Here is a 15,124-nt window from a genome sequence, read left to right as displayed (position 1 = left end):
CGCGTGTATCGCCTCCCGCTTTCTCTTGATCGCAATCAATTTGCCGCCGGTTGGCCGTCAGTAGGCTGGCGGCAGATTGAGCATGTCTTCTTATAACGACAAGAGCCTTCAGGAGCATTCCGGATGAGCAAATTTTTAGACCGTTTCCGCTATTTCAAGCAGTTGGCGGAGCCTTTTTCTGGCGATCACGGCCAGACCTTGAACACCAACCGCGACTGGGAAGACGGCTACCGCAGCCGTTGGCAGCACGACAAAGTGGTGCGTTCCACCCACGGCGTGAACTGCACCGGTTCCTGCAGTTGGAAGATCTACGTGAAGAATGGCCTGGTGACCTGGGAAACCCAGCAAACCGACTACCCGCGCACCCGTCCCGATCTGCCCAACCATGAACCGCGCGGCTGCCCGCGCGGCGCCAGTTACTCCTGGTACCTGTACAGCGCCAACCGGCTGAAATACCCGCTGATGCGCAAGCGTCTGCTCAAGCTGTGGCGCGAGGCGAAAGCGCAGCACAGCGATCCGGTCGCGGCCTGGGGCTCTATCGTCGGCGATGCGGAAAAAGCCAAAAGCTACAAGGTGGCGCGCGGCCGCGGCGGTTTCGTCCGCTCCAGCTGGCAGGAGGTCAATGAACTGATCGCCGCAGCCAACGTCTATACCGCCAAAACCTTCGGCCCGGACCGTATCATCGGCTTCTCGCCGATCCCGGCGATGTCGATGGTGTCCTACGCCGCCGGCGCCCGCTACCTGTCGCTGATCGGCGGCGCCTGCCTGAGCTTCTACGACTGGTATTGCGATCTGCCGCCGGCCTCGCCGATGACCTGGGGCGAGCAGACCGACGTGCCGGAATCCGCCGACTGGTACAACTCCTCCTACATTATCGCCTGGGGCTCCAACGTGCCGCAGACGCGCACCCCGGACGCCCACTTCTTTACCGAAGTGCGTTACAAGGGCACCAAAACCGTGGCGGTGACGCCGGACTATGCCGAAGTCGCCAAGCTGTGCGACCACTGGCTGAATCCGAAGCAGGGCACCGACAGCGCGATGGCGCTGGCGATGGGCCACGTAATGCTGAAAGAGTTCCATCTCGATCGCGAAGTCGGCTACTTCCGCGACTACGTGCGCCGCTATACCGACATGCCGATGCTGGTGCTGCTGGAAGCGCGTGAAGGCGGCCATTACGCCGCCGGCCGCCTGCTGCGTGCCGCCGATTTGGTGGACGGGCTGGGCCAGGAAAACAACCCCGAGTGGAAAACCGTCGCTATCGACAGCCGCAGCGGCGATCTGGTGGCGCCGCAGGGCTCCATCGGCTTCCGCTGGGGCGAGAAGGGCAAGTGGAACCTGGAACAGCGCGAGGGCAAGTCGCAACAGGAAGTCGAGCTGCAGCTCAGCCTGTTGGGCATGCATGACGACGTTGCCGAGGTGGGCTTCCCGTACTTTGGCGGCGCCGACAGCGAGCATTTCAACAGCGTGGCGCTGGACGAGATCCTGCTGCACAAACTGCCGGTGAAACGCCTGCAGCTGGCGGACGGCAGCGAAGCGCTGGTGACCAGCGTGTACGACCTGACGCTTGCCAACTACGGCCTCGAGCGCGGGCTGGGCGACGCCAACTGCTCCGCCGACTATGACGAAGTCAAGGCCTACAGCCCGGCCTGGGCCGAACAGATCACCGGCGTGTCGCGCCACAACATCATCCGCATTGCCCGCGAGTTCGCGGAAAACGCCGAAAAGACCCACGGCCGTTCGATGATCATCGTCGGCGCCGGCGTCAACCACTGGTATCACATGGACATGACCTACCGCGGCCTGATCAATATGCTGATCTTCTGCGGTTGCGTCGGCCAGAGCGGCGGCGGCTGGGCGCACTACGTCGGCCAGGAAAAACTGCGGCCGCAAACCGGCTGGCTGCCGCTGGCGTTCGGCCTCGACTGGCAGCGCCCGCCGCGCCACATGAACAGCACCTCGTTCTTCTACAACCATTCCAGCCAATGGCGCTATGAAACCGTTGGCACCGACGAGCTGCTGTCGCCGCTGGCGGACAAATCGCGCTTCGGCGGCAGCCTGATCGACTTCAACGTGCGCGCTGAGCGCATGGGCTGGCTGCCGTCGGCGCCGCAGCTGGGCACCAACCCGCTGCGCCTGGCGGAGCAGGCCCGCGCGGCCGGTCAGTCGCCGGTCGAGTTCACCGTCGACAGCCTGAAAAATGGCTCGCTGGGCTTCGCCGCCGAGCAGCCGGACAATCCGCAGAACTTCCCGCGCAACCTGTTCGTCTGGCGCTCCAACCTGCTGGGCTCCTCCGGCAAGGGCCATGAGTACATGCTCAAATACCTGTTGGGCACCGAAAACGGCATTCAGGGGAAAGATCTCGGCCAGCAGGGCGGCGTGAAGCCGCAGGAAGTGGAATGGCGCGAGCAGGGCGGCGAAGGCAAGCTGGATTTGGTGGTGACGCTCGATTTCCGCATGTCGAGCACCTGCCTGTACTCCGACGTGGTGCTGCCGACCGCCACCTGGTATGAAAAAGACGACATGAACACCTCCGACATGCACCCGTTCATCCATCCGCTGTCGGCGGCGGTCGATCCGGCCTGGGATTCGAAGAGCGACTGGGAGATCTACAAGGGCATCGCCAAGGCCTTCTCCGAGGTGTGCGTTGGCCATCTGGGCCAGGAAACCGACGTGGTGACCCTGCCTATCCAGCACGATTCCGCCGCCGAACTGGCGCAACCTTACGGCGTGCAGGACTGGAAGAAAGGCGAATGCGATCTGATCCCGGGCAAAACCGCGCCGCACATCATCGCGGTGGAGCGCGATTACCCGGCCACCTACGAGCGCTTCACCTCGCTGGGGCCGCTGCTGGACAAATTGGGCAACGGCGGCAAGGGCATCAGCTGGAACACCCAAACCGAGGTCGACTTCCTCAAGCAGCTTAACTACGTCAAGGCCGACGGCCCGGCGGCGGGGCGGCCGAAGATCGAGAGCGCGATAGACGCGGCGGAAGTGATCCTGTCGCTGGCGCCGGAAACCAACGGCCAGGTGGCGGTAAAAGCCTGGGAGGCCCTGAGCAACGTCACCGGCCGCGATCACCGCCATCTGGCGCTGAACAAGGAAGACGAGAAAATTCGCTTCCGCGACATTCAGGCGCAGCCGCGCAAAATCATCTCCAGCCCGACCTGGTCCGGTCTGGAGGACGAACACGTATCCTACAACGCCTGCTACACCAACGTGCACGAGCTGATCCCGTGGCGCACCCTCAGCGGCCGTCAACAGCTGTATCAGGATCACGAGTGGATGCGCGCCTTCGGTGAAAGCCTGCTGGTATATCGGCCGCCGATCGACACCCGCGCCGCGCAGCCGTTGCTCAACAGCAAACCGAACGGCAACAAGGAGAAGGCGCTGAACTTCCTGACGCCGCACCAGAAGTGGGGCATTCACTCCACCTACAGCGACAACCTGTTGATGCTGACGCTGTCGCGCGGCGGCCCGATCGTCTGGCTGAGCGAAGACGACGCCAAAGATCTGGGCATCGCGGACAATGACTGGATCGAGGCCTTCAACGCCAACGGCGCGCTGACGGCGCGCGCGGTGGTCAGCCAGCGTATCCCGGCCGGCATGACCATGATGTACCACGCGCAGGAGCGCATCGTGAACCTGCCGGGCTCGGAGATCACCAGCCAGCGCGGCGGCATCCACAACTCGGTGACCCGCGCCTGTCCGAAGCCGACCCACATGATCGGCGGCTATGCGCAGCTGGCCTACGGCTTCAACTACTACGGCACCGTCGGCTCCAACCGCGACGAGTTCGTGGTGGTGCGCAAGATGAACCGCATTGATTGGTTGGACGACGAAGGCAACGACTACGCGCAGGGCAGTCAGCAGGAGAACAGCAAATGAAAATTCGTTCGCAAGTCGGCATGGTGCTGAATCTGGACAAGTGCATCGGTTGCCACACCTGTTCGGTCACCTGCAAGAACGTCTGGACCAGCCGTGAAGGTATGGAATACGCCTGGTTCAATAACGTGGAAAGCAAGCCCGGCGTCGGGTATCCGCACGCCTGGGAAGATCAGGAAAAATGGAAGGGCGGCTGGATCCGTAAAATCAACGGCAAGCTGGAGCCGCGCATGGGCAACCGCGTCGGCGTGCTGGCGAAAATCTTCGCCAACCCGGACGTGCCGGCGCTGGACGACTACTACGAGCCGTTCGATTACGACTACCAGCATCTGCACACCGCCAAACAGGGCAAGCACCAGCCGGTGGCCCGCCCGCGCTCGCTGATCACCGGCCAGCGCATGAACAAGATCGAAAGCGGCCCGAACTGGGAGGAGATCCTCGGCGGGGAATTCGAAAAACGCTCGCAGGACAAGAATTTCGACAACCTGCAGAAGGCGATGTACGGCCAGTTCGAAAACACCTTCATGATGTACCTGCCGCGCCTGTGCGAGCACTGCCTCAACCCGGCCTGCGTCGCCACCTGCCCGAGCGGGGCGATCTACAAGCGCGGCGAAGACGGTATTGTGCTGATCGACCAGGACAAGTGCCGCGGCTGGCGCATGTGCCTGACCGGCTGTCCGTACAAGAAAATCTACTTCAACTGGAAGAGCGGCAAGTCCGAGAAGTGCATCTTCTGCTACCCGCGCATCGAAGCCGGGCAGCCGACGGTCTGTTCGGAGACCTGCGTGGGCCGCATTCGCTACCTCGGCGTGCTGCTGTACGATGCCGACCGCATCGAGCAGGCGGCGGCGGTGGAGAACGACAAGGATCTGTATCAGAGCCAGCTCGACATCTTCCTCGATCCGCATGACCCGAAGGTGATTGCTCAGGCGCTGGCGGACGGCGTGCCGCAGGGGGTCATTGAAGCCGCCCAGCAGTCGCCGGTGTACAAAATGGCGATGGACTGGAAGCTGGCGCTGCCGCTGCACCCGGAATACCGCACGCTGCCGATGGTCTGGTACGTGCCGCCGTTGTCGCCGATTCAGTCCGCCGCCGACGCCGGCGAGCTGGCGCACAGCGGCGTGCTGCCGGACGTCGAGAGCCTGCGCATTCCGGTGCAGTATCTGGCGAACCTGCTGACCGCCGGCGATACCGAACCGGTGCTGCTGGCGCTGAAGCGCATGCTGGCGATGCGCCACTACAAGCGGGCGGAAACCGTCGACGGCGTGGTGGACACCAGCGCGCTGGAGCAGGTCGGGTTGAGCGAAGCGCAGGCGCGGGAGATGTATCGCTACCTGGCGATCGCCAACTATGAAGATCGCTTCGTGGTGCCGTCGAGCCACCGCGAGCTGGCGCGCGAAGCCTTCCCTGAAAGCAAAGGCTGCGGTTTCAGCTTCGGCGACGGCTGCCACGGCAGCGATGGCAAGTTCAACCTGTTCAACAGCCGCCGCATCGACGCCATCGACGTGACCGCGAAAACCGCGCGGCCGGAGGATGCCTCATGATCAGCCTGAAAGTGATCGCCCGCCTGCTGGATTACCCGGAACAGGTACTGTTTGACCATCAGCAGGCGCTGATCGAGGCGCTGGAGCCGGCCAGCGAGCTGGATCTGCACCACAGCGCGCAGCTGATTCTGTTTATCCGCCGCCTGTGCGCCCGCCCGCTGCTGGACGCGCAGGCCGACTATTGCGAGCTGTTCGATCGCGGCCGCGCCACCTCGCTGCTGCTGTTTGAGCACGTGCACGGCGAGTCGCGCGATCGCGGCCAGGCGATGGTCGATCTGATGGCGCAGTACCGCGCCGCCGGGCTGGAGATCGACAGCCGCGAGCTGCCGGATTTCCTGCCGCTGTATCTGGAGTATCTGGCCAGCCGCAGCGCAGCGCAGGCGCGGGAAGGGCTGCAGGACATCGCGCCGATCCTGGCGCTGCTGGGCGCGCGCCTGCAACAGCGCGAAAGCCCGTATGCGGTGCTGTTCGATCTGCTGCTATTGCTGTCCGGCAGCGAGGTGCAGGCCCAGACGCTGGAAACCCAGGTGGCGCAAGAGGCGCGCGACGATACGCCGCAGGCGCTGGATGCGGTGTGGGAAGAGGAGCAGGTCAAGTTTCTCGGCGAACAGGGCTGCGCCTCCGCCCAGCAGACGGCGCACCAGCGGCGCTTCGCCGGCGCGGTGGCGCCACAGTATCTGGACCTGACGGATGCGTTAACCGGAACCAAAGGACGCTAATCATGCAATTTTTGAATCAGTTCTTCTTCGATATTTACCCTTATCTGGCTGGCGCGGTATTCCTGATTGGCAGCTGGTTGCGTTACGACTACGGGCAGTACAGCTGGCGCGCCGGCTCCAGCCAGATGCTGGATAAAAAGGGCATGCGGCTGGCGTCCAACCTGTTTCACATCGGCATTATCGGCATCTTCGCGGGCCACTTCCTCGGCATGCTGACGCCGCACTGGATGTATGAGGCCTTCCTGCCGATCGACGTGAAGCAGAAGCTGGCGATGATCGCCGGCGGCGCCTGCGGCCTGATGACGCTGATCGGCGGTGCGCTGTTGCTGAAGCGCCGGTTGACCAATCCGCGGGTGCGCGCCACCAGCAGCTTCGCCGACATCATGATCCTGACGTTGCTGGTGGTGCAGGTGTGCCTCGGCCTGCTGACCATTCCGTTCTCCGCCCAGCATATGGACGGCAGCGAAATGATGAAGCTGGTGGCCTGGGCACAGGCGGTGGTGACGTTCCACGCCGGCGCCTCTGCGCACCTGGAAGGGGTGGCGATTATCTTCAAACTGCACATGGTGCTGGGCATGACGCTGTTCGTGCTGTTCCCGTTCTGCCGCCTGGTGCATATCTGGAGTGCGCCGGTAGAGTATCTGACCCGCCGTTACCAGCTGGTGCGCAACCGCCGCTGAGCCTGACCCCGCCGCCGCCGCCGATCGCCAGCGGCGGCGCTATTCCGATAATTCCCCTGCCGTCTGCCCATTCTCGCCGCCTTGTCGTAAACTAACTATCTCAGTCATGTTACGCTTATGCTTGCGCCGACGGAGGTCGGCCCGTGGTAGCCGATAACAAGAGATAGCGCCTTGATGAAAGGCCTTTTGGGACATAAAAACCGGGGATGATCCGCATGGCCTTCGCGCCGCGCGGGAGAATCGCTTTATGGATAGTCAGGTTAATCAATAACAATAATGACCACACAATGTCGCTCACCCGAGCTATTGCCTCTGAAAATCATCGCCACCGGGGCCGCGTTGCCGCCCAACCGCGTGGCCTCCTCTACGCTCGATGCCCGCCTGGGGAAACCGGCCGGCTACGTTGAAAAGCGCTCGGGCATCGTTTACCGCTATCACGCCGACGACGACGCCAGCCAGGCCGAGCTCGCCGCCGCCGCACTGCAAGACGCGCTGGCCCGCAGCACTATTCCGGCCGCTTCGATTGACCTGCTGATCTCCGCCTCGGCGATAGCGGTACAGGCGCTGCCGTGCTCTGCCGCGCATATTCTCAAGATCGCCGGATTGGCGCCGGGTACGCCGGGCTTCGACATCAACAGCAGCTGCGTCAGCTTTATCTCTGCACTGCAGGTGGCGGCGGGGCTGTTGAACGCCGGGACGTATCGGCGTATCGCCATCGTCTCGGCGGATCTCGCTTCGCGCGGCATCGACTGGCAGCACGAAGAGTCGTCGCTGATTTTCGGCGACGGCGCCGCCTGCGCCATCGTGGAGCGCGGCGACGGCACCGGCGGCATCCTCGCCAGCCTGGTGGAAACCTATCCCGCCGGCAGCGAACTGTGCGAGATCCGCGCCGGCGGCACGCGCCGCAACCCGCGCGCCGGCATGTGCGAGCAAGACTTCCTGTTTCATATGCAGGGCAAACCGCTGTTCCGTCAGGCGTCGGCGCTGATTGAGGACTACCTCGACCGGCTGCTGAGCGCCAGCGGCTTGACCCTGGCGCAGATCGCCACCGTGGTGCCGCACCAGGCCAGCCATTTGTCGCTCGAACATATGCGCAAACGGCTGCACGTCTCCAGCGAGGCGCTGGTGGACATCTACCGCCATCACGGCAACCAGGTGGCGGCCTCTATCCCGACCGCGCTGCATGCCGCCGTGACCAGCGGGCGCTTCAACCCCGGCCAGCCGGTGATGCTGATCGGCACCGCCGCCGGGCTGGCGCTGGCCGGCATGGTGTTGCTGCCATGAGGGTGCTGGTGACCGGGGCGACCAGCGGGCTGGGGCGCAACGCGGCGCAGTGGTTGCTGGAGGCCGGGCATCAGGTGCGCGCCACCGGCCGCGATGAGCGGGCCGGCGAAGCGTTGCGGCAGATGGGCGCTGAATTTTACTCGCGCGATCTGGCGCAGGCCACGCCGCAGCAGTGCCGGGAGCTGGTGACCGACTGCGAGTGGGTGTGGCACTGTGCGGCCAAGTCTTCCCCCTGGGGCGGCAAAGCGGAATTTCACCGCATCAACGTCGCGGCGACGGAGAAACTGGCGGAGGCGGCCGGGCGCTGCGGCGTGCGGCGCTTCGTGCATATCTCCACGCCGGCAATCTACTTCGATTTTCAGCCGCATTACGATCTTGATGAGGGTTATCGCGCCCGGCGCTTCGCCAATCACTATGCCGCCAGCAAGCACGCCGCCGAGCAGCGGCTGTTGGCGCAGGCGAAGATCTACCCGCAAACCACCTATATTATGCTGCGGCCGCGCGGCCTGTTTGGCCCGCACGATCGGGTGATCGTGCCGCGGCTGTTGCAGCAGCTCGAACGCGATCGCGGCGTGCTGCGGCTGCCCGGCGGCGGGCAAGCGCTGCTGGATCTGACCTTTGCTCCCAACGTGGTGCACGCCATGGAGCTGGCCAGCCGGCAGCGCGGATTGCCGTCCGGCGCCGTGTATAACATCACCAACCATCAACCACAGCGGCTGGCGGAGATGCTGGATGCACTGCTACGCCAGGAGCTGGGGCTGCGTTACCAGCTGCAGGCCGTGCCGTATCCGCTGCTGCAGGCGCTGGCCGGCGGCATGGAGCTGTGGGCAAGCCTGAGCGGCAAGGAACCGCTGCTGACGCGCTACAGCGTGGCGGCGGTGCATTTTGACATGACCCTGAGCCAGACCCGCGCGATCGAAGAGCTGGGCTATCGGCCGCGTTACTCGATGGAAGAGGGGATCCGCCTGACCGGCGAGTGGCTGCGGCAGCAAGGAGGCATACAGCATGGCTAAGGTCACCGTTTTTGAAGTGGGCTATTGCACGCATATCGGCTGTATGGCGCTGCGCGGCGCCGGGTTCCGGGTGTGCAAATTTCCGGCACGCGCCTATCTGCTGGAGGTGGGAGAGCGTCGCTGGCTGTGGGATACCGGCTATGCGCATTATTTTCAGCAGCACACGCAGTCGGGGGTGTTCAGCCTTTACCGCCGCATGACGCCGGTCTACTTCGACCCCGCCGAGTCGTTGGCGCATCAGCTGCGCGAAGCCGGTTACGCCGAAGGCGACATCCAGGCGCTGATCGTCTCGCACTTTCACGCGGATCACATCGCCGGGCTGCAGGATTTCAGCCGCCTCGATTTTATTTGCTGCGGCGAAGGCTGGCAGCAAACCCGTGGGCTGCGCGGTTTCGCGGCGCTGAAACGCGCCTTTATTCCTGGCCTGATCCCGGCGGATTTCGAGAGCCGCCTGCAGTTTATGGAAGCTTTTCCCTCGGTGGCGTTGCCCGCGCTGCTGGCGCCGTTCGATCGCGGTTACGCGCTGCCGGGCAGCGAAGGGCAGATCGTGCTGGTGCCGCTGCCGGGGCATGCGGCCGGCCATATCGGCGCCTTTATTCTCACCGACGCCGGCTGGACGCTGTTGGCCAGCGACGCCGCCTGGTCGCCGCAGAGCTACCAGACGCTGCGCGGGCCTTCGCGCCTGGCCAATCTGGTGATGGACGACGCGGTGGCGTACACCCGCACGCTGGAACGGCTTAACCAACTGTGGGCGGGCGGCCAGGTCAACATTTTGCTGTGCCACGAGGGGGACCTGTGATCCCTTTCATGACCCTGTGGCACTACTTCCGCGCCCGGCGCCTGCGCTTTGGCGATCGTGCGGCGCTGGAGGCGCATCAGGCTCGGCAGCTCGCGGGCTTTGCCCGCCGGGTGCTGAGCAAGAGCCCCTATTTTCAGCGCTTCAGCCGCCGGCCGTTCGCCGAATGGCCGCAGATGGACAAGGCGCTGATGATGGCGCAGTTCGACCGGATGAATACCGCCGGGCTGAGCCGGGAGGCGGTGCTGGCCTGCGCGCAGCGCAGCGAGGCGGATCGCGATTTCACGCCAAAGATCGGCCGCTACAGCGTCGGATTGTCGTCCGGCACCTCCGGGCAGCGCGGCGTGTTTGTCGTCAGCCCGCGCGAACAGCAGGTGTGGGCCGGCGGCATGCTGGCGAAGATGCTGCCGGACGGGCTGCTGGCCGGCGAGCGCGTCGCGCTGTTTCTGCGGGCGGACAATAATCTCTATCACAGCGTAAACAACCGTTGGCTGAGCCTGGCGTTTTACGATTTGCTGGCGCCGTTCAGCGAGCATCTGCCCGCGCTGGAACGGCAGGTGCCCAGCATCATCGTGGCGCCGGCGCAGGTGCTGCGCGCCCTGGCGCTGGCGGTGCTGGCCGGGCAGGTGAAGCTGCCGGTCAAAAAAGTGATTTCGGTCGCCGAGGTATTGGAAGAACAGGATCGCCGCCTGCTGATGCAGGTGTTTCCGGCGGTTGGCGAAGTGTATCAGGCTACCGAGGGGTTCCTGGCCGCGACCTGCGCGCACGGCACCCTGCATCTGAACGAAGAGTTTTTGCATATCGAACCGCAGTGGATCGACGAACTGCGTTTCACGCCGCTGATCACTGATTTCACCCGCGGCACGCAGCCGATCGTGCGTTATCGGCTGGACGATGTGCTGGTACTGCGCAAGGAACCCTGCCCGTGCGGGCAGCCGACGCGCGCGATCGCGCGTATCGAAGGGCGGCGCGACGATCAGCTGATGCTGCCCGATGCGCAGCGGCAACCGCAGGCGGTGTTCGCCGATGCCTGCAGCCGGACGATCGCCAATGCGCTGCCGCTGACCAGCGATTACCGCCTGATCCAGCGCGGCGAGCAGCGGCTGGAGTTGATCGCCGATTGCAGCCCGGCGGCGTTGGCGCACTGCCAGGCGCAGCTGATCGCGCTGTTCGCTCGCCAGGGCATCGCCACCGATCGGCTCGAATGGCGGTTGACGGCGCAGGCGGTGTTGCCGCAGTTCGATCGCAAGCGGCGGCGCATCGTGCGCCAGGCGGAGGAAGCATGAAAAATACGCTGTTCAGGCTAGGGCACATGTTGCTCGGCTGGGGGACGGTCGGGGTGGTGTATAGCCTGACCGATCGCCTGCAGGGGACGGGAACTTTGTTGCCGCCGTCGGCGCTTGATCGGGCGATCCCGTTCAGCCCGGCGGCCATTTGGCTTTACCTGTCGTTCTTCCTCATCGTCCCGGCGGGCTATTTGCTGGCGCCGCTGCAGCGAATCAAATGGCTGACGCTGGCGATGCAGCTGACGGCGCTGGGCGCCGGGGCAGTTTACCTACTGTGGCCGACCACCATGGCCTATCCGCGGAACGATGGCGTTGGGATCAGCGCGCAGCTGCTGGCGGCGTTAACCCAGGTGGATTCGCCGCAGAACTGCCTGCCTTCGTTGCATATGGCGCTGACGGTGCTGGCGGTGTGGGCGTTGAGCGACGGCGAGCGCAAAGTGCGGACGGCGCTGTGGATGCTGTGGGGCGTGGCGATCGCGTTCTCCATTCTGCAACTGCGCCGCCATTTGTTTGTCGATCTGGCCGGCGGCGCGCTGCTGGCGCTGTGCGCCGGGTGGTTGGCCCTGCGCATCAAGACCCTGCGCCGGCGGGTGGTTAAAGGAGAAATGGGATGAGCGATCTGGCGTTGCCGATAGTGTTCATGCTGTTCATCGTGGTGGCCGAGGCGGTGGCGCTGCAGTGGGGGCGCCGTGAGCCGGTCAACTGGCACGATCTGGTGTTTAACCTGAACTCCGGCCATATCATGCTGTGGCTGTTCCGCGGGCTGGAGATCACCTGCTACGGCTACGTGGCCGCGCATTTCAGCCTGGGGCTGCTGGACGCCTGGCCGCCGCTGCTGATGTGGCTGTTCGCCCTGCTGGCGTGGGACTTCGGTTTCTACTGGCTGCATCGCCTGCACCACCGCTTCCGCGTGCTGTGGGCGGTACACGTGGTGCACCACCAGGGGGAGCACTTCAACCTGTCGCTGGGGGTGCGCAACTCCTGGTATTCGTCGTTGACGTCGATCCCGTTCTTTTTGCTGCTGGCGCTGGCGGGCGTGCCGTTGTCGGTGTTCGTCACGGTGTCGATTTTTCACTACAGCATTCAGCTGTTTAACCACAATGCGCTGACGCCGAAGCTGGGCGTGCTGGAAAAAATCCTGGTCACGCCGGCGCACCACCGGGTGCACCACGTCAAGGACATGGCGTATTCCAATAAGAACTTCGGCGGCAGCTTTATCTTCTGGGACAAGCTGTTCGGCACGTTCTGCCCGGCGTTGCCGACCACACCGTTCAGCTACGGCGTCAGCGGCGATCGGCCGTCCGCCAACCCGTTCTGGGCGAGCAATCTGCCGTTTCTGCGCTATTTCCGTCTGGCATGGTGCCCGGCGCCGGGCCGGCCGCGCGACCGCCGTTCGGCGCTCAGCGTCTTCAGCGGCGCCATGCTGCTGTTCTCGCTGGTGGTCGGTTACGTCTACCAATACGGTTACGGTTACGGCGACATCAGCTGGCCGCAAATGGCGCTGCTGGTGCTGTTGGCGTTGGGTTCGGTGGCGCTGGGCGGCATGACGGAAGGGCGGCCGTGGGCGAGCGCCGTCTGGCTGCTGATCGCGCTGGGCATGCCGCTGCTGTTTATCGGCTATCTCGGCTGGCCGCAGCGCTATTGGCATATCGGCATGGCCGCCGTGGCGCTGCATGCCCTGTGCGTGGCGCTGGGCTGGGGGCGAGTGGCCGCACCGGCCGCCGTGGAGGAACCGCATGGCTGACTTATTGCCACCGCTGCGTTTCCCTGCCGATGGCGAGCAGGCGTTTCACCGCGATCTCAAGCGCGCGGCGCATGCCTGCCTGGCGGGCGATCATCGCTATGCCGATGCCGCGCGATTGGCCAAGGCCGCGCTGTTGCTGGCGCTGTGCGTCGGGTTTTATGCCCTGAGCCTGCTGCAGCATCAGCCCTGGGCGTTTTTCCTCTGCTATTTCCTGTTCGTGGCCATGGGCATGCTGCTCAACGTCAACGTCAACCACGATGCTTCGCATAACGCCTTCTTGCGCGCGCCCTGGGCCAATCGCCTGGTGGGGCGGCTGGTGACGCTGCCGCTGGGTGTCGATCCGGACTACTGGCGCACGCGCCACGTGGATTACCACCACGTTTACGCCAACGTCGAACACTACGATCTGGACACCGAAGAGAACGGCTTTTTCCGCCAGACGCCGTTCCAGCGCTGGCGGCCGCATATGCGCTATCAGCATCTGTACTGGCCGCTGATCGCCGCGCTCTCGCTGCCCTACATCGCGTGGATTTTCGATTGGTCCGATCGGCTCGATAAAACGCCGCTGCGGGAAAAACGCGTGCTGGCGGGGCGGGGCGGTTGGACGCTGTTCGTGCTGTGCAAATTGCTTCATGTGGCGCTGGTACTGGTGGTGCCGCTGATCCTGTGCCAGCTGCACGGCATCGGTTGGGGCTGGGTGCTGTTGGCTTACGCGCTCAGCCAGATGTTTGCCTCGCTGCTGGTGGTGTTCCTGCTGCTGGGCACCCACTGGGCGCAGGCCGAGTTTTACCCGGCGCCGGCGGGCGACAGCATGCCGCACGGTTGGTACCGGCACAATTTCGCCACCGCCTGCGATTGGCAGCCCGAGCCGCGCTGGCTGGAGCACCTGACCGGCGGGCTGAACTATCACCTGACCCACCACCTGTTTCCCGGCTGGAATCACCGCCACTATCCGGCGCTGGCCGCCGCGCTGGCGGAAGTGGCGCAGCGGCACGGCATGGCGTATCGCTGCATCGGCTATCGCGAACTGCTGGCGCAGCAACAGCGCTTCTTGCGCCTTATGGGGCAGCCGTGAAACCGCTGCGTCCGTTAGCCTATCGGCGCGACGACGGCGGGTTGCATCGCGCGCTGATGCAGGCCGCCCAGCATTATCTGGCGGCCAACGGCGATCACCGCTTCGCCGACGGCGGCATGCTGGCGAAGGTGGCGCTGCTGCTGGCGCTGTGCGGCCTGTGTTACGGGCTGAGCCTGCAGCAGCAAAACGGCTGGGCGTTTTTTGCTTGCTACTTCGGTTTTATCTTTATCGGCATGTTCCTGACGGTGAACGTGGTGCACGATGCCTCGCATAACGCGTTTTTCCGTCGGCCCTGGGCCAACCGCGGGCTGAACGCCCTGGTGAGCGTTCCGCTGGGGCTGGATCCCGACTGCTGGCGCGTGCGCCACGTGTTGTTTCACCATGCCCATAACAATATCGAACATTACGACCCCGACATCGACGCCAATGGCGTGCTGCGGCAAACGCCGTTCCAGCGCTGGCGACCCTTTATGCGCGCCCAGCGTTACTATTGGCCGCTGGTGGCGGCGCTGACGTTCCCGTACTACATCTGGCTGTTCGACTGGCTGGACCGGGCGGGACGCACCCGTGTGGCGGCACGCATGGCGCAGCAGGGCGTGCGCGGCTGGTGCGGATTTCTGGCGGGCAAGGCGGCGCACCTGCTGCTGGCGCTGGCGATCCCGTGCTGGCTGCTGCCGCCGGCCATCGGCATCGGGCAAATTCTGCTGGTCTATTTGCTGAGCCAGATGCTTTCTTCATTGCTGTTCGTGATGTTGATCATCGGCACCCACTGGGCCAAGGCCAATTTTTATCAGGCGCCGGCGCAGGGCGCGATGCCGCACGGCTGGTATCACCATGTGTTCGCCACCACCTTCGACTGGCTGACCCGGCCGCGTTGGCTGGGTTACTGGCTCGGCGGGGCGAACCTGCATTTGACGCATCATCTGTTCCCGCACTGGAGCCACCGCCATTACCCGGCGCTGAGCCGCATCATCGGCGAGGTAGCGCCGCGTTTCGGCATCGACTACCGCCTGCTGGAGTTGGAGGAGCTGTTGCGCCTGCAGCAGCGCTTCCTCAGCGCGATGGGGCGCAAACCGCATTAGCGTTGCATGCGGATTGTGC

Annotated in this window: 12 protein-coding genes; all 12 read left to right on the top strand. The window is 64.4% G+C overall.

Translation table 11 applies throughout. The annotated features are described in order from the left end of the window. Positions 1 to 123 precede the first annotated feature (123 nt). The 12 genes from ACK3CV_RS14990 (at position 124) to ACK3CV_RS14935 (ending at position 15,105) form a co-directional block, all read left to right on the top strand. Positions 124 to 3,885 (top strand): nitrate reductase subunit alpha, encoded by a 3,762-nt coding sequence (locus ACK3CV_RS14990; protein ID WP_079656568.1) that lies wholly within the window; start codon positions 124 to 126, stop codon positions 3,883 to 3,885. Continuing rightward, on the top strand, positions 3,882 to 5,426 hold the full coding sequence (gene narH / locus ACK3CV_RS14985) for a nitrate reductase subunit beta (protein WP_049234802.1): 1,545 nt from the start codon (positions 3,882 to 3,884) through the stop codon (positions 5,424 to 5,426). Before ACK3CV_RS14990 ends, narH begins: the two co-directional genes overlap by 4 nt. Then, on the top strand, positions 5,423 to 6,145 hold the full coding sequence (narJ, locus tag ACK3CV_RS14980; protein ID WP_033647718.1) for a nitrate reductase molybdenum cofactor assembly chaperone: 723 nt from the start codon (positions 5,423 to 5,425) through the stop codon (positions 6,143 to 6,145). Before narH ends, narJ begins: the two co-directional genes overlap by 4 nt. A 2-nt stretch (positions 6,146 to 6,147) precedes the next feature. Further along, positions 6,148 to 6,825, top strand: coding sequence for a respiratory nitrate reductase subunit gamma (gene narI / locus ACK3CV_RS14975; RefSeq protein WP_025303199.1), 678 nt, complete (start codon positions 6,148 to 6,150; stop codon positions 6,823 to 6,825). Positions 6,826 to 7,101: 276 nt separating this feature from the next. After that, positions 7,102 to 8,109, top strand: a complete 1,008-nt coding sequence (locus tag ACK3CV_RS14970) for a 3-oxoacyl-[acyl-carrier-protein] synthase III C-terminal domain-containing protein (protein ID WP_041035554.1) — start codon at positions 7,102 to 7,104, stop codon at positions 8,107 to 8,109. Beyond that, positions 8,106 to 9,122, top strand: coding sequence for an NAD-dependent epimerase/dehydratase family protein (locus tag ACK3CV_RS14965; RefSeq protein WP_033653676.1), 1,017 nt, complete (start codon positions 8,106 to 8,108; stop codon positions 9,120 to 9,122). The genes ACK3CV_RS14970 and ACK3CV_RS14965 overlap by 4 nt, the downstream gene beginning before the upstream one ends. Then, positions 9,115 to 9,921: an MBL fold metallo-hydrolase gene (locus tag ACK3CV_RS14960; RefSeq protein WP_033653677.1), complete on the top strand. Its 807-nt coding sequence runs from the start codon at positions 9,115 to 9,117 to the stop codon at positions 9,919 to 9,921. The genes ACK3CV_RS14965 and ACK3CV_RS14960 overlap by 8 nt, the downstream gene beginning before the upstream one ends. Further along, positions 9,918 to 11,204 (top strand): F390 synthetase-related protein, encoded by a 1,287-nt coding sequence (locus ACK3CV_RS14955; protein WP_041035549.1) that lies wholly within the window; start codon positions 9,918 to 9,920, stop codon positions 11,202 to 11,204. The genes ACK3CV_RS14960 and ACK3CV_RS14955 overlap by 4 nt, the downstream gene beginning before the upstream one ends. After that, positions 11,201 to 11,818, top strand: coding sequence for a phosphatase PAP2 family protein (locus tag ACK3CV_RS14950; protein ID WP_033647711.1), 618 nt, complete (start codon positions 11,201 to 11,203; stop codon positions 11,816 to 11,818). The genes ACK3CV_RS14955 and ACK3CV_RS14950 overlap by 4 nt, the downstream gene beginning before the upstream one ends. After that, on the top strand, positions 11,815 to 12,948 hold the full coding sequence (locus tag ACK3CV_RS14945) for a sterol desaturase family protein (protein WP_164140859.1): 1,134 nt from the start codon (positions 11,815 to 11,817) through the stop codon (positions 12,946 to 12,948). Before ACK3CV_RS14950 ends, ACK3CV_RS14945 begins: the two co-directional genes overlap by 4 nt. Continuing rightward, the gene (locus tag ACK3CV_RS14940; RefSeq protein ID WP_164140856.1) at positions 12,941 to 14,023 is read left to right on the top strand and encodes a fatty acid desaturase family protein; all 1,083 of its coding nucleotides are present in this window, start codon (positions 12,941 to 12,943) and stop codon (positions 14,021 to 14,023) included. Before ACK3CV_RS14945 ends, ACK3CV_RS14940 begins: the two co-directional genes overlap by 8 nt. Then, on the top strand, positions 14,020 to 15,105 hold the full coding sequence (locus ACK3CV_RS14935) for an acyl-CoA desaturase (protein ID WP_164039020.1): 1,086 nt from the start codon (positions 14,020 to 14,022) through the stop codon (positions 15,103 to 15,105). Before ACK3CV_RS14940 ends, ACK3CV_RS14935 begins: the two co-directional genes overlap by 4 nt. The last annotated feature ends 19 nt before the right edge of the window (positions 15,106 to 15,124 follow it).

The organism is Serratia sp. TSO36, assembly GCF_057808395.1.
This window is presented reverse-complemented; position numbering and strand designations above follow the sequence as displayed.

Excerpts from the sequence above, each read along its gene's own strand:
- ACK3CV_RS14965 (WP_033653676.1), top strand. The coding sequence starts at position 8,106 with ATGAGGGTGCTGGTGACCGGGGCGACCAGCGGGCTGGGGCGCAACGCG.
- ACK3CV_RS14945 (WP_164140859.1), top strand. The coding sequence starts at position 11,815 with ATGAGCGATCTGGCGTTGCCGATAGTGTTCATGCTGTTCATCGTGGTG.
- ACK3CV_RS14970 (WP_041035554.1), top strand. The coding sequence starts at position 7,102 with ATGACCACACAATGTCGCTCACCCGAGCTATTGCCTCTGAAAATCATC.
- ACK3CV_RS14990 (WP_079656568.1), top strand. The coding sequence starts at position 124 with ATGAGCAAATTTTTAGACCGTTTCCGCTATTTCAAGCAGTTGGCGGAG.
- ACK3CV_RS14960 (WP_033653677.1), top strand. The coding sequence starts at position 9,115 with ATGGCTAAGGTCACCGTTTTTGAAGTGGGCTATTGCACGCATATCGGC.
- ACK3CV_RS14950 (WP_033647711.1), top strand. The coding sequence starts at position 11,201 with ATGAAAAATACGCTGTTCAGGCTAGGGCACATGTTGCTCGGCTGGGGG.
- narJ (WP_033647718.1), top strand. The coding sequence starts at position 5,423 with ATGATCAGCCTGAAAGTGATCGCCCGCCTGCTGGATTACCCGGAACAG.
- narH (WP_049234802.1), top strand. The coding sequence starts at position 3,882 with ATGAAAATTCGTTCGCAAGTCGGCATGGTGCTGAATCTGGACAAGTGC.
- narI (WP_025303199.1), top strand. The coding sequence starts at position 6,148 with ATGCAATTTTTGAATCAGTTCTTCTTCGATATTTACCCTTATCTGGCT.
- ACK3CV_RS14940 (WP_164140856.1), top strand. The coding sequence starts at position 12,941 with ATGGCTGACTTATTGCCACCGCTGCGTTTCCCTGCCGATGGCGAGCAG.